The organism is Sporosarcina sp. P3, from assembly GCF_002743415.1.
In the GTDB taxonomy this organism is placed as follows: Bacteria; Bacillota; Bacilli; order Bacillales_A; family Planococcaceae; genus Sporosarcina; species Sporosarcina ureae_A.
The window spans coordinates 259,536-279,837 of record NZ_PDZE01000003.1 but is presented as its reverse complement, the minus strand read 5'-3'; the positions used below and the strand labels follow the sequence as shown (position 1 = coordinate 279,837).

At 42.9% G+C, this 20,302-nt stretch carries 21 protein-coding genes and 1 riboswitch; all 21 genes read left to right on the top strand.

Translation table 11 applies throughout. From position 1 onward, the window contains the following. The first annotated feature begins 24 nt into the window (after positions 1–24). The 21 genes from eutH to CSV61_RS05575 all read left to right on the top strand — a co-directional run bounded on the left by eutH (position 25) and on the right by CSV61_RS05575 (position 20,288). Positions 25–1,293, top strand: a complete 1,269-nt coding sequence (gene eutH / locus CSV61_RS05670) for an ethanolamine utilization protein EutH (RefSeq protein ID WP_099638391.1) — start codon at positions 25–27, stop codon at positions 1,291–1,293. A 24-nt stretch (positions 1,294–1,317) separates the two neighbouring features. Continuing rightward, positions 1,318–1,659, top strand: a complete 342-nt coding sequence (eutS, locus tag CSV61_RS05665; RefSeq protein WP_083034363.1) for an ethanolamine utilization microcompartment protein EutS — start codon at positions 1,318–1,320, stop codon at positions 1,657–1,659. Positions 1,660–1,671: 12 nt separating this feature from the next. Beyond that, positions 1,672–2,169 (top strand): EutP/PduV family microcompartment system protein, encoded by a 498-nt coding sequence (locus CSV61_RS05660; protein ID WP_099638390.1) that lies wholly within the window; start codon positions 1,672–1,674, stop codon positions 2,167–2,169. Positions 2,170–2,607: 438 nt separating this feature from the next. Continuing rightward, the gene (locus tag CSV61_RS05655; RefSeq protein WP_083034361.1) at positions 2,608–4,053 is read left to right on the top strand and encodes an ethanolamine ammonia-lyase reactivating factor EutA; all 1,446 of its coding nucleotides are present in this window, start codon (positions 2,608–2,610) and stop codon (positions 4,051–4,053) included. Positions 4,054–4,067: 14 nt separating this feature from the next. After that, entirely contained in the window at positions 4,068–5,432 is a 1,365-nt protein-coding gene (locus tag CSV61_RS05650; RefSeq protein ID WP_099638389.1) for an ethanolamine ammonia-lyase subunit EutB, read from the top strand. 7 nt (positions 5,433–5,439) lie between these two features. Beyond that, positions 5,440–6,432, top strand: coding sequence for an ethanolamine ammonia-lyase subunit EutC (eutC, locus tag CSV61_RS05645; RefSeq protein WP_369824307.1), 993 nt, complete (start codon positions 5,440–5,442; stop codon positions 6,430–6,432). A 16-nt stretch (positions 6,433–6,448) separates the two neighbouring features. After that, entirely contained in the window at positions 6,449–7,093 is a 645-nt protein-coding gene (gene eutL / locus CSV61_RS05640) for an ethanolamine utilization microcompartment protein EutL (RefSeq protein WP_233193526.1), read from the top strand. Positions 7,094–7,166: 73 nt separating this feature from the next. Beyond that, positions 7,167–8,636, top strand: a complete 1,470-nt coding sequence (locus tag CSV61_RS05635; RefSeq protein WP_233193531.1) for an aldehyde dehydrogenase family protein — start codon at positions 7,167–7,169, stop codon at positions 8,634–8,636. A 23-nt stretch (positions 8,637–8,659) separates the two neighbouring features. Next, complete coding sequence (locus tag CSV61_RS05630) at positions 8,660–8,944, top strand: BMC domain-containing protein (RefSeq protein WP_029053414.1); 285 nt, start codon at positions 8,660–8,662, stop codon at positions 8,942–8,944. A gap of 33 nt (positions 8,945–8,977) precedes the next feature. Further along, positions 8,978–9,850 (top strand): phosphate propanoyltransferase, encoded by an 873-nt coding sequence (gene pduL, locus CSV61_RS05625; protein ID WP_099638386.1) that lies wholly within the window; start codon positions 8,978–8,980, stop codon positions 9,848–9,850. Positions 9,851–9,865: 15 nt separating this feature from the next. Beyond that, positions 9,866–10,171, top strand: a complete 306-nt coding sequence (locus CSV61_RS05620; RefSeq protein WP_083034356.1) for a EutN/CcmL family microcompartment protein — start codon at positions 9,866–9,868, stop codon at positions 10,169–10,171. Beyond that, the gene (locus tag CSV61_RS05615; protein ID WP_099638385.1) at positions 10,146–10,487 is read left to right on the top strand and encodes a BMC domain-containing protein; all 342 of its coding nucleotides are present in this window, start codon (positions 10,146–10,148) and stop codon (positions 10,485–10,487) included. Before CSV61_RS05620 ends, CSV61_RS05615 begins: the two co-directional genes overlap by 26 nt. A 190-nt stretch (positions 10,488–10,677) precedes the next feature. Beyond that, on the top strand, positions 10,678–11,628 hold the full coding sequence (mdh, locus tag CSV61_RS05610) for a malate dehydrogenase (RefSeq protein ID WP_099638384.1): 951 nt from the start codon (positions 10,678–10,680) through the stop codon (positions 11,626–11,628). Between the two features lie 369 nt (positions 11,629–11,997). Next, positions 11,998–12,168, top strand: coding sequence for a hypothetical protein (locus CSV61_RS16705; protein ID WP_156890552.1), 171 nt, complete (start codon positions 11,998–12,000; stop codon positions 12,166–12,168). 165 nt (positions 12,169–12,333) lie between these two features. Further along, positions 12,334–12,508: riboswitch (cobalamin riboswitch) on the top strand. Between the two features lie 173 nt (positions 12,509–12,681). Then, positions 12,682–13,956: a ribonucleotide reductase N-terminal alpha domain-containing protein gene (locus tag CSV61_RS05605; RefSeq protein ID WP_099638383.1), complete on the top strand. Its 1,275-nt coding sequence runs from the start codon at positions 12,682–12,684 to the stop codon at positions 13,954–13,956. 75 nt (positions 13,957–14,031) lie between these two features. Further along, on the top strand, positions 14,032–15,147 hold the full coding sequence (locus CSV61_RS05600; protein ID WP_143561057.1) for a CdaR family transcriptional regulator: 1,116 nt from the start codon (positions 14,032–14,034) through the stop codon (positions 15,145–15,147). Positions 15,148–15,281: 134 nt separating this feature from the next. After that, entirely contained in the window at positions 15,282–16,409 is a 1,128-nt protein-coding gene (locus tag CSV61_RS05595) for a YibE/F family protein (protein WP_369824312.1), read from the top strand. Continuing rightward, positions 16,406–17,194 (top strand): YibE/F family protein, encoded by a 789-nt coding sequence (locus CSV61_RS05590; RefSeq protein WP_099638380.1) that lies wholly within the window; start codon positions 16,406–16,408, stop codon positions 17,192–17,194. The genes CSV61_RS05595 and CSV61_RS05590 overlap by 4 nt, the downstream gene beginning before the upstream one ends. 236 nt (positions 17,195–17,430) lie before the next feature. Then, positions 17,431–18,465: a DctP family TRAP transporter solute-binding subunit gene (locus CSV61_RS05585; RefSeq protein ID WP_083034350.1), complete on the top strand. Its 1,035-nt coding sequence runs from the start codon at positions 17,431–17,433 to the stop codon at positions 18,463–18,465. A gap of 18 nt (positions 18,466–18,483) precedes the next feature. After that, positions 18,484–18,969 (top strand): TRAP transporter small permease, encoded by a 486-nt coding sequence (locus CSV61_RS05580; protein ID WP_099633620.1) that lies wholly within the window; start codon positions 18,484–18,486, stop codon positions 18,967–18,969. Further along, positions 18,966–20,288 carry a TRAP transporter large permease gene (locus CSV61_RS05575; protein ID WP_099638379.1) on the top strand — a complete coding sequence of 441 codons (1,323 nt, stop codon included), beginning with the start codon at positions 18,966–18,968 and terminating at the stop codon, positions 20,286–20,288. Before CSV61_RS05580 ends, CSV61_RS05575 begins: the two co-directional genes overlap by 4 nt. The last annotated feature ends 14 nt before the right edge of the window (positions 20,289–20,302 follow it).

The window sequence follows — 20,302 nt, the reverse complement described above, 5'->3', positions numbered from 1 at the left end:
GGATAGTAAGAGGGGGAAATTTAAATGGAAATGATCGGTACAGTCATTGTATATATCATCATGGCCTGTGCAATTGCAGGGGCATTTGCTTCAATAAAGAATCCTGAAGAGGGATTGGGTAAGGAATTTATGTCTGGATTACACGCAGTAGGGCATATCTTCGTTCCTGCGGCAGGAATTATGGCATCGATTCCATACTTAACATGGTTCATCAGTAAATTTATCGGTCCGATTTTCAACTCGATCGGGGCAGATCCGGCAATTGCCGCAACGACGATTCTAGCTTCAGATATGGGCGGATACCAGTTAGCGGAAGCGTTAAAAGTAACAAATGAAGGATGGATCATGGCATTAATCGTCGGTTTCATGTCGGGCGCAACGATTGTATTCTCCATTCCGATGGGTCTTGCGATGCTTGATAAACGGGACCATAAATATATGGCACTTGGTATCATGTCGGGTGTACTGACCATTCCGATCGGTGCTTTCATTGCATCTGTTTTAGTTGTCTTATTCAATACGGATGTGCGTGATGTGATCAGCACGACTGCAACATCTAATTATGAGTTTGCAATTGGTTATTTACAAATTTTCATAAACTTATTGCCATTATTACTATTTGTTGTCTTAATTGCGGTTGGACTGAAATTCGTCCCGCGTATTATGATTAACGGGTTTATGTTGTTTGGCCGTGTGATGGATGCGGCTATTAAACTGGTGTTAGTGTTCTCTATCGTTGAAGTATTTACAGGGATTTTCACTAAAATCTTTGGCGTTTGGGGATTCGATCCCATTATGGCGGATAAAGCCGATCAGTTCCGTGCGCTTGAAACGGCCGGATATATTGGTATTATGTTAGCAGGTGCCTTCCCAATGATTTACTTGATTCGAAAGTATATGGGAACACCTTTGGAAGCTGCTGGAAAGAAAATTGGGCTTTCGCCTGAAGGCAGTGCAGGTCTACTTGCAACTGTCGCGAATATCTTAGCGATGTTCTCGTTAGTTCGCTATATGAGACCGAAAGACAAAGTAATTAACATCGCATTCGCAGTATGTGCGGCGTTCTTGCTGGGTGATCATTTATCTTTCACAGCGAATTTCCAGCCGAATATTATTTTACCGGTTATACTAGGTAAATTGAGTGCGGGAATCATCGCAGTTATCATTGCGTACAAGCTATCTGTACCAACGGCATTAAGGCTAGAAAAGCAAGATCGTGAAGCTGGAATTATTAAAAAGGGTGAGTACGAAACTGAAAACGTTGAACCAGAAGCTCCTGCGGCTAAAGCATAAAAATATAAACAGGGAGTGTGTATAATGAGCGAAGAAAAGAAACGGTTTATACAGGAATTCGTTCCAGGAAAACAGATTACACTTAGTCATTTGATTGCTAATCCTGATTCCGATATGTTTCAGAAGTTAGGTATACAGGAAGCGGGTGCCTTAGGTATTCTTACGTGTACACCAAGTGAAACCGTCATTATTGCGGGAGACTTGGCAACGAAAGCAGCGAATGTCCGCATTGGATTTCTCGATCGATTTACAGGTAGCCTTGTCATTGTAGGCAGTGTCTCAGAAGTAGAGATGGCTATGCTGGAGATTAACCGGTTTCTATCGGAGAAGTTAAGTTATACGCCATCTGAAATTACAAAATCATAAGGAGTGAGGACGATGCGAAACAAGGCAATGCTAATCGGTGCAGTACAGGCGGGGAAGTCTACATTAACGAATGCTTTATTGGGCCGAAAAGTAGAAGCTTTCAAGACGCAAACGCTCAGTTATTATGATTGGATTGTTGATACGCCAGGAGAATACACAGAAAATCCAATGTTCTACAAAAATATTATGGCTACCGCGCTTGAAGTGACGCACGTACTATATTTGCAGGATGCAACGAGCGAAAAGATGATCTTCCCACCAGGTTTTAGCATGGGAATCCCCAAATTGCCGATTGGTGTCATCACCAAATGCGACCTCCCTGAAGCGGATATAGACCGTTCACTTGGCATGCTTAAAACGGTTATGAGCGAAGGACCTATCGTCATGGTTTCCTCTGTAACGGGCATGGGAGTCCAACATCTTAAGGAATTGACAAAGCTGAACGACCTTCAAGCAATGCGGCATTACGTCGAGTCAACAGCCGACGAGCACTTGATCTTTCTAGGCTAATCTTCTTTACAGGTAAGTAGGAATTTGATATAGTAAATTTCAGACAAGTAAATAAAACGGCAAAGGCGCCTTTACATCCCGTGGGAAAATCCATGGCTTTGTAAAGGCGTCTTTTTTACATCAAAAGTGCAGGACGCCGTCTAGCCCCGACAGGCGTTGGAGGTCTTTCCGACAAAGTGCGCACTTTGCACTTTATCGGAAAGACCGAAACGACCCGAGGGGCTGGCGTCCGGAACTAGATGTAATCAAAAGTGCAGGACGCCGTCTAGCCCCGACAGGCGTGGGAAGGCTTTTCGACAAAGTGCATACTTTGCACTTTATCGGTAAGACTGAAACGATCCGAGAGGCTGGCGTCCGGAACTAGATGTAATCAAAAGCGCAGGACGCCGTCTAGCACCAATAGGCGTTGGAAAGAAGTAATCAGAAAGGGGTGTGGGAGTGAGCAATTTCAATAGGCACGAAACTATTATTAGTGCAGGAATTGATATTGGCACAAGCACGACGAAACTGATTATCAGTCGATTCTCCCTACGTAATGTGGCAGGCGCAACACATGTGCCAAGAATAGAAATTACAGACAAAGAAATACTATACAAAAGCCCAGTATTCCGAACACCATTGCAAGATGCAGTGACGATTGATGTAGCAGGTGTCCAACAGATTATACGCTCAGAATATAACAAAGCAGGAATTCAACCTTCCCAAATCGAAACAGGAGCTGTCATTATTACGGGTGAAACTGCTACCAAGCGGAATGCCAGTGAAATGTTACACCTTTTGTCTGATGAAGCAGGTGACTTCCTCGTAGCAACGGCAGGACCAGACTTAGAAGGCATCATCGCAGCAAAAGGATCAGGCAGCTTTGAATTGTCTAGAAAAAGTGGCCGAGTAATCGCCAATATAGACATCGGTGGAGGAACGGCTAATATTGCAGTGTTCAAAGACCAACAACTTCTGGGTACATGCACGATGCATATCGGCGGCAGATTGATTGAATTTGAAAACGGAAAAGTCCGTACAATTTCACGGCCAGTCGAACGGTTATTGCAAGACCAAGGCTATACGTTACAAGTCGGTGATCCACAAAATGCGCCAGCTGTTTCATTCGTAACGACATATATGGCTGAAGCGATGGCGCGCATATTGAAAAAAGAAGTTCATGCACAGGATCAAGTACTATTACTCGGACATGAACCAAACTGGCTGCAATCGGTCGATACAATCGTCTTTTCAGGTGGTATTTCCGAATGTATGTATCATCATGCGTCTGATGAAGTCCAAGAAGCACAATACAACGATATTGGAATTCAACTCGCAGAAGCACTATTGAAAAACACATCACTGCAACACTTTACTTGGCAGGAGCCAGTAGAAACTGTGCGAGCGACTGTATTGGGAGCTGGGACCCAGACTACTGAAATTAGCGGAGCTACGATACAAGTTGCGCCCCATGAGTTGCCATTAAAGAACATTCCGATTTACCAATATGATTTTGAAGAAAATCTTGAAGCGGGGTTACTCCACTTCGAAGATGCTGTACAGCAAGCGGTTACTTTATATGACTCTGCAAAAGAAGGACAAAACTTCGCGCTCTATCTGTCCAATCTTCCATATCTAGGATTCCGCGATGTCCAGAAGCTAGCCAAAGCAATTGTTCAAATTATGAACGAACGGCCATGTCCAGAACAACCGATTATTCTGGTCATTCAATCCGATCACGCTAAAGTGATTGGTCAAACATTAGCGGCATTACAAGTGAAACAAAGCATTATTTGTATAGATCAAATTAATGTGGAAACGGGGGATTACATCGATATCGGCAATGCGCTCACTTCAGGTGTCGTACCGGTCGTTGTAAAAACCTTAACTTTTCACACAACGTAAAGGAGGTCTCGTACGTGAATTTATCCACTACACTAGGCGGCGAACGATATGTGTTCCATGACCTAAAAGAAGTACTAGCAAAAGCGAACGAAGAGAAATCCGGTGATCGCCTCGCAGGAATTGCAGCGGAAACGGTGCAAGAACGAATCGCTGCAAAAACAGTCGTCAGTGAGTTGCTTGTGAGCGATATTCGTAACAATCCACTGATTCCGATCGAAAGCGACGAAGTCTCACTGATTATTGAAAATGATATAAATGAAAAAGTTTACAGTGGAATCCAGAACTGGAGTATCGCTGAACTACGTGAATATATTTTGAGTAATGAAGTAGGCGACCGTGAATTAAAGCGACTCAGCCGCGGATTGACTTCGGAAGTCATCGCAGCCGTCACCAAGCTAATGTCCAATCTCGACTTAGTACACGCGGCCAATAAAATCGAAATCTTATCAACATGTAATATTACAATTGGCCAAAAAGGCACGTTATCTTCCCGTTTGCAACCGAATCATCCGACAGACAATATTGATGGGATTATCACTTCGTTAAAAGAAGGCTTGTCCTACGGGATCGGTGATGCGGTAATTGGGGTCAATCCCGTAGATGACTCCGTAGAGAGTGTAAAGCGTGTGTTGAATGCAACGAAAGATTTTATCGATGAATGGGAAATACCGACGCAAAACTGTGTGCTCGCACACGTTACGACACAGATGAAAGCAATTGAACAAGGGGCGCCTGCTGATATGATCTTCCAAAGTATCGCGGGAACGGAAAAAGCTCACCGTTCATTTGGTATTTCAGCCGAATTGATTGCAGAAGCAAAAGATCTCTCACTGAAAATGGGGACGGGTACCGGCCCACAAACATTGTATTTCGAAACAGGGCAAGGATCGGAGTTATCCGCTGAAGCGCATTATGGCGTAGATCAAGTAACTATGGAAGCACGTAACTACGGCTTTGCACGACATTATGATCCGTACATCGTCAACACGGTTGTCGGATTTATCGGACCGGAATATTTATATAACAGCAAGCAAGTAATCCGTGCTGGCCTTGAAGATCACTTCATGGGTAAGCTGCACGGCTTACCGATGGGTGTAGATATTTGTTATACGAACCATATTAAAGCAGATCAAAATGATATCGAAGATCTAAGTATCTTATTATCAGCGGCAGGTGTGAACTTCATCATCGCAGCACCGATGGGCGATGACGTGATGCTGAATTACCAATCTATGAGCTATCATGACGTAGCGACGGTTCTTCAGACAATGGGTAAAACACCAGCACCTGAATACTTGAAATGGCTTGAAAAGATGGGGATTTATGAAAATGGCATGCTGAGTAAACGTGCCGGAGATCTCACACTCTTCAATCGATAGGAGGTGGATGGACTTGAATGAGGAATTAATTCAGCAAATCACAAAAATGGTCGTGGAAAAATTGGAGGCTGCAAGTAGTCAAACAGTACAGCAGCCAACGAACGAAAAGAAAGTAGAGCTGTTTTCGAAGCAACCTATTGGACATGTGGAAGTGGAAACGAAAAAACGCTCACCTAGCGGTGCGGTGACATTCCATAGTACGACGGAAGAGCCGAAGCGAAATATTGCCACTGTAAAGCCCAAGCCAACGACAGCGTATGGTCATACGAAGTCAAAACCACAAACAAGTCCTGAAGAAGATCAGCTGGCAGAATATCGTAAGAAAACGCCAGCTAGGGTAGGCGTTGGGCGCGCAGGTTCACGTCCGAAGACGAAGACATGGCTACAGTTCCGACTAGATCACGCGGCAGCAGTCGACGCGGTCTACGGGGAGGTACCGGATAACTTGCTTGAGCAACTGGGGTTATTTCAAGTGCAATCCCAAGTGGCGGATAAAGAAGAGTACATTCGACGCCCCGATCTGGGTAGAAAGCTTTCAGACGAGTCAAGGTCTCTGATCCAAGAGCGCTGTAAGAAGTCACCCGTCGTACAAATCGTTGCGTCAAATGGATTGAGTGCGAAAGCAATTGAAGAAAATTTGGAAGACGTTTACTTGTCATTGGAACAATCACTTAACAACTTGAATATCGAAATGGGTACGACATTTTATGTGGATAAAGGTCGAGTTGCTGTGATGGATGATATCGGGGAGCTATTGCAACCTGATGTTGTGGTCATGCTGATCGGTGAACGTCCAGGTCTTGTATCCGCAGAGTCGCTAAGTGCGTATATGTGCTATAAACCAAGACATGGCACGATTGAAGCAGATCGTATGGTCATTTCCAATATCCATAAAGGTGGAATTCCTCCTGTTGAAGCTGGCGCATTTCTTGGGACGATTATTCAGAAAATCTTAAAATATGAAGCGAGCGGTGTATCGCTTGTTCAAAAAGAAAGTTAAGGAAGGGGGAGGACAAATGAAAGTCTATGCAGACATATTGTCGATGCAAGTCATTTCAAACGTCAGTCCGGAACTGGCTGAGAAATTTAAGTTAAGGCCTAACCAGCGTAGCTTGGGTTTGGTGACGACGACAATTGATGACGTCGGCTATACTGCAATTGATGCAGCAACGAAGCATAGTGATGTGGAAGTGGTCTACGCAAAAAGCTTTTACGCGGGCTCAGCACATTCTTCTGGACCGCTATCCGGTGAATTTATTGGAATCATTGCAGGTTCGTCACCAGAAGAAGTAAAAAGTGGTTTGGATTCGATCCGTATAACGATAGAGCATGAAGCTTATTTTGAAACGATTAACGGAAATCCAGATCATGCGTTATATGCGCATACGATCTCCAGCTGCGGGAGTTATTTAGCTGACATGGCAAATGTACCCTATGGACAGTCGTTGGCGTACTTGATTGCACCACCTGTTGAAGCCATCATTGGTTTGGATGCTGCTCTCAAAGCTGCGGACGTCACAATTTGTGTACTCTATGCACCTCCCTCCGAAACAAACTTCGGCGGTGGTCTGCTGACAGGTAGTCAATCTTCTTGCAAGGCAGCAGCCGATGCGTTCAGGGAAGCCATACAGAACATGGCGGATCATCCGTTAAGTTATTAATAGTTTAGCATGCAGAAAGGAGTGTTTTGATTTGGTTCAATTACTGGATAATGATTTATTGGCTGTGCAACAAATGCGCACGGCCGTCCAAACTGCAAAGGAAGCACAAGAGAAATTCATGGGCTATACTCAGCAACAAGTAGACAAGATTGTGAAAGCTGTTGCCGACGCGGCCTTTGAACAATCGGGTCGCCTCGCGCAAATGGCAGTAGATGAAACGGGTATGGGGGTAGCAGCTCATAAGAAAATCAAGAATGAAGTGGGCTCCCGAGATGTTTATGAAAGCATCAAAGACTTGAAAACAGTTGGTGTGATTAAAGAAGACCATTTGAATAAAGTCGTGGAGATCGCTGCTCCGTTTGGCGTAGTTGCGGCCATCATCCCCACAACGAATCCAACATCTACAGCGTTTTTCAAAACGTTGATTTCATTGAAGACACGAAATTCCATCGTGGTGAGTCCACACCCATATGCAGTGGAATGTACACATGAAGCATTAAAAGTATGTGACGCAGCAGCGGTTGCGGCTGGTGCCCCTGAAGGTTTAATCCAGTGTCTCACACTGGCTTCAATGGAGGCGACGCAGCAACTAATGTCGCATAAAGATGTCAATCTCATCATCGCAACAGGTGGTAGTGCGCTCGTTAAAGCTGCGTATAGCTCGGGTAAACCGGCATACGGTGTAGGTCCTGGTAATGTACCGGTCTATATTGAACGTTCAGCAAAGATTGAAAAAGCGGTAAAAGATATCGTCGACAGTAAATCATTCGATTACGGAACGATTTGTGCAACAGAACAAGCAATTGTTGTTGATAAGCACGTCGTTGATCTCGTTACGCGTGAGCTGAAGAAAAATGGCGCATATATTTTATCGGATGAAGAGAAGAAAATTATGGAAGGTGTCATCTCCCCGGTACCGGGTAAGGTGAACCCGAAAGTAGTCGGTAAGAGCCCGCAGTTCATCGCCAAAATGGCAGGTATTTCTTTACCGGAAGGCACTCGCTTGATGATCGGGATGGAAACAAAAGTGGGCAAAGACGTACCGTTTTCATTGGAGAAATTATCACCGATTTTCGCTATGTATGTCGTCGATGGTGTGAAGCATTCGAAAGAAGTATGTCTCGACTTGCTGAACCTTGGTGGACGCGGGCACAGCTTAGCAATTCATACGGAAATTGATGCAGTGGCTCGTGAATTTGCCATGGAAATGCCGGTTTCACGTATTTTAGTCAACACGATGGCTTCCATTGGTGCAGTTGGCGGAACGACAGGCCTGATGCCGTCGCTCACATTAGGATGCGGAACATTTGGCGGCAATATTACATCCGATAACGTTACAGCTAAGCATTTGCTGAACATTAAGCGGATGGCATACGGTACAAAAGAAGTTCAGTTGCCGAAGCACTCAGAACCTGTGGACAGCTCAAATGATCAGCTTGTTTCCAGTGTAATGAATAATGTATCAGCTTCAACAAACAGCAACATTGATCCGGCATTAGTACAGAACTTAGTCAGTGAAATTGTTAAACAACTTACAAAATAAAACACTAATTGGAGGAATTTATTATGAATAGAGAAGGTACAGCATTAGGAATGGTAGAAACTAAAGGATTAATCGGCGCAATTGAGGCGGCAGACGCAATGGTGAAAGCAGCAAGCGTAAACTTAGTAGGTAAAGTACATGTAGGCGGCGGGATCGTAACTGTTATGGTACGTGGCGACGTAGGCGCAGTAAAAGCAGCAACAGATGCAGGTGCAGCTTCTGCACAACGTGTCGGCGAATTACTTTCTGTTCACGTGATCCCAAGACCACATAATGAATTAGAACTGATGTTACCAAAAAGCGAATAATCACTGCTGACATAGTAGAAAGGCGTGAACTAAATGAATCAGCAATTGATTGAGCAGATTGTCGGAGAGATCCTTGGACAGCTAGGGCAAAGTCCCGTTCAATTGCCGGAACGAGCAGTTCCCATTGCGGTTTCTGCTCGTCACGTACATTTACAGCCTGAACATGTGGAAATATTATTTGGCGCAGGGTATGAATTGACACAGCGGTCCGAGCTTTCACAGCCGGGCCAATTCGCTGCCAATGAAACGGTAATGATTGCGGGACCTAAAAGCAGTATTGAACGTGTACGTATTTTAGGACCTGTCCGCAAAGCGACCCAAGTTGAGGTCAGCTTTACGGATGCAATGAAACTCGGCGTCAAGCCCCCACTTCGGGAATCCGGCAATATTGAAGGATCTGCACCGATTACACTAATTGGACCAAAAGGTAGTGTGCATATAGACCAAGGACTGATTATTGCACAGTCGCATATCCATATGGCCCCTTCAGATGCTGCGCGCTTTGGCGTGGTAGACGGAGAGTATGTCACTGTGGAAGCGGATGGAGTCCGATCTATTTCATTTCGCCATGTACGCATTCGGGTGAATGAGCGATATCGTCTTGAAATGCATATCGATACCGATGAAGCCAATGCAGGTTTCATTACACAGGGGTCAATTGGGCGTCTAGTGAAACCAAATGACGCAAAAGAAACCATACCTATGCAAGCGGTGACGAAAACAACGAAGACACCTGATCCAGTACGTATTCCAGAATCACTTGAATTCACTAAAAAGCTCTTATCGGCTGAAGACGTGGCTGATATTTCGGAAAAGGAAATCGTCGTCAATAAAGGTACAATTGTTACGGCACTAGCAAGAGATACAGCACGAGAACTCGGTAAAACGATAACTAGTAGAAAGTAGAAAAGGTGATTACGCATGCGAATGGGTAGAGTAATTGGCAATGTATGGGCAACCCGTAAAGAGGATGGATTATCAGGATTAAAGCTGTTAATCGTCCAGCCAATTGATGCACACGGCAATAATATACAATCGCATATGGTCGCGGCAGATCGGATTGGAGCAGGGGTTGGAGACGAGGTACTCATTACGAGTGGTGGTTCTTCACGCTTTATTTTGCCGAAAGAAAACCCGATCCCAATCGACGCGGTCATTATTGGTATTATCGATTCAACAGAAGTAAAGAGAGGTGATATACATGAGTCAAGCGATCGGAATGATTGAGACAAAAGGATTGATTGGATCGATTGAAGCAGCAGATGCAATGGTAAAGGCATCTAACGTGGAGTTGGTATCACAAGAGATGGTAGATGGTGGTATCGTCACGGTCATCGTTCAGGGGGATGTCGGAGCAGTTCAGGCAGCTGTGGATGCAGGTCGTGATGCAGCAGCGCGTGTTGGAGAGTTGCTAGGTGCGCATGTGATCCCGCGTCCTGATGATTCAGTATATGGCATGGTGAAGCCGCTAGTGCCAACTACTCCAGAAATTCCAAAAGTAAAGAAAGCGGTAGAAGTGAAGAAGACGCCGAAGAAAGACTGAGGGCGGATAACTAATGAGCGCTTGTGTTACGTGATAGAGCGGTCAAAGCATGACTATGAGCGGATATCTACGTATATGAGCGGTTACACGCAAGGTATGATCGGATAATCATTTCTTATGAGCACTTACGAAGTTTTATTGAGCGAAAACTCATTGATCATATTGAAATCTATAGAAAGGAGTGGTTTCCATGGCTTTCAAACGACATAAAATTGCAGTCATCGGAGCGGGTCATACAGGTGCGACTGCTGCATTGATGGCAGCGCAGAAGGAATTAGGGGACATCGTATTGGTCGATATTCCAGACCTCTCCAATCCTACCAAAGGTAAAGCACTGGATCTCCTTCAGACAAGTCCTGTGCAACAGTTCAATTCCCGTATTACAGGCACTTCAAATTACGAGGATATTGAAGGCGCTGCAATGGTGATCATTACAGCCGGCGTCGCGCGGAAACCAGGTATGAGTCGTGATGATTTAGTTGCGACCAATGCGAAGATTATGCGTTCTGTTTCTGAACAAGTGAAGCGTTACGCACCAGACAGCGTGGTGTTGATTTTAAGTAACCCGGTAGATGCGATGACATATGTTTGCTATAAAACAACCGGTTTTCCTAAAAACCGCGTAATCGGTCAATCGGGTGTGCTGGATACTGCCCGTTTTAATACGTTCATCTCGGAAGAATTGAATATTTCCGTAGAAGATATTTCCGGCTTTGTCCTTGGTGGACATGGTGATGATATGGTTCCACTTGTGCGTTATTCTTACGCTGGAGGCATTCCATTGGATAAAATCATTTCGAATGAACGATTGGAAGCAATTGTGGAGCGTACTCGAAAAGGCGGCGGCGAGATCGTCTCGTTGTTAGGTAATGGTAGCGCGTATTACGCACCTGCGGCGGCTTTGGTGGAGATGGCGGAAGCAATTATAAAAGATAAGAAACGAATTATGCCATCTATCGCTTATTTAGAAGGCGAATATGGATATCAAAATATTTATTTAGGCGTTCCTACTGTTTTAGGTGGAAATGGGATCGAGAGTGTAATTGAACTCCCATTAACAGCGGAAGAACAAACAGCTCTCGATCATTCAGCTGACTCTGTCAAAGCAGTGATCGACATTTGCGAAAAGCAAATGTCTTAATCACTATTGATCTCTCTAAGTCGTAACGAGGACTTAGGGAGATATTTTTCTATAGAAAGAAGTATTTCGGAGTGCATTTCATTCATTGAATGATAGAGAAGTCATATGTTCATTTAAAAAATTCACAATAGTTAATAGAGAATTATAATTTCTTTATTTACTTATAATTTTATTTGTGATACAATAAACAGAATTAACTGAATTATGAAATATGCCTTTACTATATATAATCGGAAACATATAAAGAATGTTCTCTCCTATGACCTTTGAATGTAAGCGCTACCATTTTTTATAAAGGCAAAGGACATATTCTTTTATATCCCGACAAGGCATATACTAAGAAAAATACAAATCCAGGAGGTAATTTTAATGCAAAACAACCACTATCAAAACAATTCAACACTACCAGAGCAAAATGAGACGTTTTATTTGATCACAGGTTACTCAGAGAATGGTTTCATCCATGGGATTACGTGGGAAGAAGCGTATGTTCAAGGATTGGCGGAGTGCGGCTGTCTATGCGAACAACAACTAATGTAAGTAATGAAGAAAGCTCGATACAGGGTGCCTAGCAAAAACGATTGTGGATGGACTCACAGTAGTTTTGTGCATAGGTACCCTGTTAAGTTATGCCTTGCTTCTAAATAAAACAAACGCTACCACCCTCTATGTTATCCATGATAAAATGAATTCAATCAAATAAACGAGTTTGCACGATGCGTTGGTACCTATCAAGGTATAAAAGGGAATCCGTAAACCGGAGCTGTCCCCGCAACTGTACACACGGACGACCGTTAGAATTAGCCACTATGGAGACATGGGAAGGCACTAACGGAAGGATGAAGTGAAGCCAGGAGACCTGCCACGTTTCGTAATAGCAACACTTTCTTCGGGGGTTGAGGAGTGGGAGCAAAAAAGGTATCTGTCTCTATGTTTTTTGCGTGGAGTATATTCAAACTACCTGAATTTGTTTCCTCATTCACAACTATTGCAATCATCTTGCCGAAGAGGCGGAATGATTGTTTTTTGTTGTTTACGAAAGGAGACCGCAACATGAGAGTATATGAACAGACAAGAGAACATTTACATGAATATGCGTTGTTGCAGATATTGTATAAGCAAGCAGAACAACAACGTGGAAGACCCGTGTATTCAGGATTTCATCAAGTAGTAAGGAAATTGTTACAGGACGGGTTATACGGTCAATGGATTTATAACTATTCAGTAAGTGAAATCAAATGGCTTGGCTTACAGATTGTAGCGGAACGTGATCAACTGATTTCTTCTGAGCAGTTGCAGCAATATATGAATGAATTTGTCACGTCCGATTATGACGATAAAAGGTTAGGACTGCCTCAGGAAAGACTCATGCTCATAGCTATGGCCGCCATGCAAAATGAAACTGTCCAGCGCTTGCAAAAAGTACAGGAAGCATATTGGATACTGAGTCATGGCTATGTGACTTTGCCAGCTGAAATTATGTCCTTCTTCGGAAAGTCATTCTATCAGCGAAAGACGGGAGTTCGGCAATATGCTATGGATATTGCCGACAGTAGAATTGCATCATTTTTATCAAGTAAGGTAAAAGAAAAGCATATACGTATACCCGATTATTTTATGGAACAAGTAAAAGCATGCAGCTCTTGGAGTTTATTTGATGCTGAACAAGTAGAACGCACTTTTGGATGCCCACTTGGCAATTTTAACTTTGAGCGATTCTCTCGTGTCGCTGACGTTTCTTCTATTGCACATAAAAAGGTTTCTGCCATCGGTTTAATGAAGCGACTACTTGGAAGTGAGGGTGTTGTAGTGCATTTTCATAATCATGAACAACAAGAAAAGGCAGTGCTACATTCGTATATTCAATTACCACATGTTATGCGGGAAAAAGAATTGGTACGTACTTGTACCATACTTGTACGTTTGCTAAATGGCATTGAGAGTATATGGGGACGTACTATACAAATTGAAGTGGTAGGATGGGAAACCGCAATAGCTGACCAGCAAATTGGTTTACATTCAAAAAAGGCTACCCAGTTTATTGAAAGGGTAGCCCGAGAAATAAACTGCTACTTGGAGGCGGCATCCTGTCAAAGCGGAATGAAAACACCTCTACGTAAAGCAGCTACAGTCAAGCCTCGTTCGATAAACCAGGCAACCAAACAACAGCAAATCGCGATGATTGACCGAATAACTGCAGAACAGCGACATACTGATCGAGGTGGATCTGTCACGCTAGGAAAGTCTGCCACCATTGAAACAGCAGAACTGTTGCAACTACTTATAAAGGCATGGAGCGGTAGAATTCCAGAAGTCCGACTTATCTGAAACCTCTCTATTGTAGTGGAAACTAAAGTAACGTAAACTTAGTAGGAGTAGCAGTTTCCATTCGAGGTGAGACAAGTGTTTCAATTTGATACATTAGGACATGAAATGGTAACGGAATTATCGAATCTGATACGACAGCAAGTGATTTTAACGGATCGAAGAGGCTTTATTCAAGCGAGCACAGAACCAGCTCGAATCAACCAGTTCCATGAAGGAGCACTGCTAAGCATGCGTCAGAAAATGGTGCTTCGCATGGGGGATGACGAAGTAGGGCGTCTACATGGGGTCCGTAGGGGAATCGTCTTGCCGATTATCATTGCAGATGAACCGATTGCCGTACTAGGCGTAACGGGCGATCCAGACGATATTCACCCGCAGGCACAGCTGATTTTACGCGTAGCAGAACTGTTCATTCAAGATTCCATGAAACGAAAGCAGAAGGATGAAAAAGTGCGTGATGTGGAGTTTTTCGTCTTTGACTGGCTGACAGGAAAGAAGAAAGATGAACGGTTTATGGAGCGGGGGGTTCTGCTCGGAATCGACGTTACACTCTATCGTCAAGTGGTGGTACTAGAAGTACTGGATTTATTGGAACAGTTTACAGTCGAAGAGATAGAGACATTTGCGTCGATTCAAAACATCCATCCTTCCATGAAGATGATCCGCTGGGCACAAAATAAAATTTTATTATTATTACCTGAAATGAATCAGCAAACAGTAAAAAACGAGTTAGAGTTCTTATTGCTTCATATAAAACGGCGCAAGAAAGTACGGGTGGTCGCAGGTATAGGAGCATCCACACATTATTTCGACTTAGCTAAATCATTTGCGCAAGCAGAACGAGCTGTTCATGCTACAAAGGAATCGGGTGATATTGTCTTTGAGCATGAACTGCGTCTGGAAATTGTATTGCAGAGTATTCCCGATGTAGTAAAGCAGGAATTTTTAAAGCGCACAGTTGCACCACTGAAGGATCATCAAGACTTGCTGGATAATTTGACGGTATGGTTTGAAGAAGACCAGTCAATGCAAAATACCGCGCAGCGTCTGCATATCCACAAAAATACATGGTCTTATCGTCTGCAAAAGGTCGAGCAGTTAACAGGATTATCTGTGTCCAGTACGCATGATGTCTTTCTACTATACTTGGCTTTGCGTTTAATGGAAGAGCAGTCGTTTAGTAAGGAATAAGTGGTAAATTGCTTCGCTTCCGATAGGGGAATCGAAGCTTTTCTTATTGGATTGGGCAACAGGTTATTTTTTTCAGTTTTATGTCTTATTCATGGTAGGATTAATCTGTGTCTCATCCCAAGGGTGTCAGGAGGATTGTTTTGAACAGAATCAGAAACATTACAACATGGCAGTGGATCTTGTTTTTGATCGTAGCAATTTGCTGTCTCGGTTCCATTGCCTTTGTCAATCAAAATCATTCATTCTATGACCGACCGATCGCTAAGGTGATCGATACAACAATAAAGGAAGAAACTAGCGTAACCGATATGCATGGCAATGAAGATACGCTATTTGTCCAGCAGATCGTAGCTAGGATTATGAACGGCGAAGAAAAAGGGCAAGATGTCCAGTTGGTCAATGAGTATTCCTCTTCTGGTGCGTACGATCAGCAGTACCATATAGGAAATGAAGTATTTATTTCCATTGATTCCAAAGTTGGAGAGCAACTAGCAGGCAGTATTACAGACGTAAAACGTGATAAATACGTACTAGTCGTTGCGTGGATATTCGTCTTTACACTACTAATTGTCGGGCATAAGCAAGGGCTATTAGCGATAGTAGGTTTTGTGTTGAATGTCTTGGTACTATCATTCGCTTTAGATATTTATGTGAAATATTACGAGGTCAGTTTACTTGTAGTTTGCGGATTTTGTATCCTGTTATTCACCACCATTTCACTCCTGCTCGTTAGTGGCCGCACTGAAAAAACGTATGCGGCAATTGTAGCTACGCTTGTCGCAACAGTCATATCTCTTTCCATTACATCTCTGGTCATATGGATTACATCGGGGAACGGGCTGCGTTACGAGGAAATGCAGTTTTTGACGCGTCCTTATCATACCATCTTTATGGTAGGGCTATTTATCGGATCGCTCGGTGCAATCATGGATGTGGCCATTACGATGTCGTCTTCGATGTTTGCATTATATGAAAGAGATCACACGATATCTGTTAAAGCGCTGAGAGCATCTGGCCTAGATATTGGCAAAGACATTATGGGGACTATTACAAGCATTCTATTTTTTGCTTACATCAGTGGATCCATCCCTATGTTGATCCTTTATTTGAAAAATGCTTCTCCCGTAGGCTTTGCGCTTTCAATGAATTTGTCGTTGGAATTAGCACGTGCGTTAGCTGGTGGAATTGGAATTGTTTTGACAATCCCCATTGGACTTTATACAGCGATCTTCTTCATTGAACGAAAGAGGGCGAGAATATGAATGTACTTGTATGGCTCGCGGTTATTTTACTTGTATTGATGATCTGGGTAGGTGGAAAAAGTGGAGCGAGATCATTTATTTCTCTGTTTTTTAACTTTGGCGTCGTCTTCTTTACGATGTTTTTTATGTTGGATGCAAATGCCAATCCTATTCTAATTACATTTATCGCCTGTATCGTTATTGGATGCATCAGCTTGTTTTATATTAATGAAGTGAACAGTAAAACGGTACTCGCATTTATCGCAACGATGATTACCATCAGTTTATTGTTGTTTTTCATTGTGTTAGTATCCCAAAAGCTCATGATTCAAGGATTTGGGGAAGAGGAAGAAGAGGCAATCGCAGGTATGTCTCTCTATATTGGTGTGGACTTTGTAAAAATCGGTGCTTCCGTCATTATCATGAGTACGATTGGGGCGATCATGGACGTCGCTATATCGATCGCTACGACCATGCATGAAGTATTTAAGCATACGCCTGGCTTAAGTAAGAAGGAATTGTTCAAGTCAGGTGTCAGCATTGGGCGGGATATTTTAGGAACCGATACGAATACCTTATTCTTCGCATTCTTTGGAGGGTATTTGGCATTGCTTATTTGGTTTAAGGATTTGCATTACTCTATTGGAGATATTGTCAATTCAAAAATATTCAGTTCAGAAATGATTTTGATACTGTGCGCAGGACTTGGCATAGCGCTAGTTATACCGATTGCTTCTTGGATTAATGCATATTACTTAGTAAGAGCTAGAGAAAAGTTAAATAAAGTACAAAAAGAGGAGCGATGAATTGCTCCTCTTTTTGCTTTGTGTAATGTGAATAGGACATTTTACAGTAGAAACTAGACATTGACACAAAAAACAGAGAAGTTTCTCTAGATATTATTGTACTATATTCTATATGAATTAAATTATTAGACTATTAGAATTATATACACTAATCAAAAGTTATGAATAGATACTTTATTTTTATTTGTATACTCAGTATCAGTATGACTTTTGAAAGAAAACAGGGGGAATAAGAAATGAAAATGAAGAAAAAAAGTGTATTAGGGGCAATTGGTTTATCTGCCATGCTATTGTTGGCAGCTTGCTCGTCAGACAAAGAAGAAACAACAGATAGTTCTGGCGAGTCAGAAGGAAAATCATATGATCTGAAAATGTCTGTCACGGTGAATGACTCATCAACTTGGTACCAGGCGGCAGACAAGTTAGCACAGGACTTAAAAGAACAAACGGATGGCCGGATCAATATTGAAGTATTCCCGAATGAACAACTATCAAATGGTGACCAAGGAAAAGGTGTAGAGCTTCTGACAAAAGGTCAGACCGACTTGAGTCTTCACTCGACAATCATCTATTCTATTTTGGATGATCGCTTCGGGGTAGCAAGTGCGCCATTCCTATTCAAAGACAAAGACGGCGTAGACAAAGTGTTTGATGGTGCGGGTGGAGAAGCGCTCGCAGAAATTCTTAACGAAAAGAACGTAGAATTGCTTGGATTTGGAGAGAATGGTTTCCGCCAGATTACGAACAGCAAAAAAGAAATCAAATCGCCAGCAGATATGCAAGGTTTGAAAATACGTATTCCTGGCATCACGATGTATACAGACTTGTATCGTGCACTAGGTGCAGACCCAACGACAATGGCATTCTCTGAAGTTTTCACATCTCTTCAGCAAGGTACGATTGACGGTCAAGAAAACCCGATTGATGTTATTCACTCTTCTAAGTTGAATGAAGTACAAGACTACTTAACGACATGGAACTATTCCTATGACCCACTCGTATTAGGCATCAATAAAAAGTTGTTTGATTCCATGAGTGCAGAAGATCAGGAGCTTGTGAAGAAGCTAGGTAAAGAAGCAGCAGAGTATCAAGTGGAAATGGCGCGTGAAAAGGAAGAGAAACAAATCGGTGAATTGAAGGATGCGGGGATGCAGTTCTACGCACCAACAGAAGAGGAATTAGCAGAGTTTACAGAGGCGGTACAACCGGTGTATGAAAAGTATGAAGATATTTGGGGCAAGGATCTACTAGACAAGTTCCAAGACCAATAAGAACTGGAGGGTGGATGTATGGGAAAGATATTCAATAGAGTAGAAGAATGGATTGTCGTCATTGTACTGTCCATCATGTCCACCATTGCATTCGTTAATGTGCTATCCAGAGGATTTGCCAATTATTCATTTTCTTTCACTGAAGAAATCACAGTCAATTTGTTTGTCATGTTAACATTTGTCGGAACAGCCATTGGTGTGCGTAAATACGCTCACCTTGGCTTTACGCTGATTTATGACAAGGGTAACCTGTTGCTGAAGAATATAATTACGATTTTGGTTGGATTGATGATGATGTTATTGTTTTTTATTCTCTTATATTTTGGTTTGAAGATGGTGCAATATCAGATGGACATGGGACAGAAGACACCTTCTCTTGGTTGGCCGCAATGGTGGTTTTCGATGTCGATGCCTATCGGTGCGTTGTTTTGTTTAATTCGCTCCATTCAAGTAACAATTGTTGAGTTTCGACAGCAAAACGGGAAGGGAGAACAGCCGATATGACAGCAATTATTTTATTCAGCGTGTTTTTTATTTTAGTCATGCTTCGAATGCCAATTGCTGTGGCCTTAGCGATCTCTTCTATTGTGGTGTTATTTACAGGTAGTGGATTGTTTGGTTTGGAATTGGTTGCGGATATCATGTACACGAGTGTAGCGAAATTTACGTTGCTAGCGATCCCATTTTTCATTTTGGCAGGAGTTATTATGGAGCATGCCGGAATTTCAAAAAGACTGATTGATTTTGCGCAGGCGTTAGTGGGGCACCGTAAAGGCGGCATTATTTTTGTCACTGTTATGACAGCGATTTTCTTTGCGGCAATTTCAGGATCAGGTCCTGCAACGGTTGCAGCGATCGGTGGTATTTTAATTCCAGGTATGGTGAAGAGCGGTTACAAGACGGAAACAGCGGCTGGTTTGGTGGCCAGTTCCGGGGCAATCGGTATAATCATTCCACCTAGTATTGCGTTCATCGTCTTTGCTGTCGTGGCGGGTGACCAGATCCCGGTATCCATTGGACGTATGTTCATGGCAGGAGTCATTCCTGGATTGCTATTAGGCGCTGGATTTATTGTGGCGGCTATGTTCGTTAGGCATCGCCAGGGAAAACGTGAAGGATTGACATCGCAACAGTACATAGTGGAACCAGCAACAAGTGCAGAACGTTTCAAAGCCTTCGGAAATGCGATCTGGGGCTTATTAATTCCAGTCATTATTTTAGGCGGTATTTATGGTGGATACTTCACACCGACTGAAGCAGCAGTAGTGGCGGTATTTTATAGTCTGTTTATCGGGTTTTTCATTTACCGTGAACTGACACTGAAAAAGCTATATGACATCTTAGTGGCGGCAGGTATTCAGACGGCAGTCGTTATGTTTATCGTCAGTGCGGCAAGTGTCTACGCATATATCATCACAACCGAGCAAATTGCTGCGCAGATTTCAGACGTGATGTTAAGTATTTCAGATAATAAAATTATTATCTTATTGCTCATCAATATCATTCTATTAATTGCCGGTATGTTTATCGATGCAATTTCCGCCTACTATATTTTCATTCCAATTTTATTGCCAATTGTGCTATTGTTCGACGTCGATCCAACAGTATTCGGTGTTTTCATGACAGTCAACTTAGCGATTGGACTTTTCACTCCACCAGTCGGACTCAACTTATTCGTAGCTGCGGGCATATCGAATACTTCAATAGGACAAATATCGAAAGGGGTTTTGCCTTTCGTTGTCTCCTCCGTCATTATCTTATTACTTATTACGTTTATTCCGCAGATCTCTACATTTTTACCAGACTTACTAAATATCAAGTAGATGGAGGGGGTTGC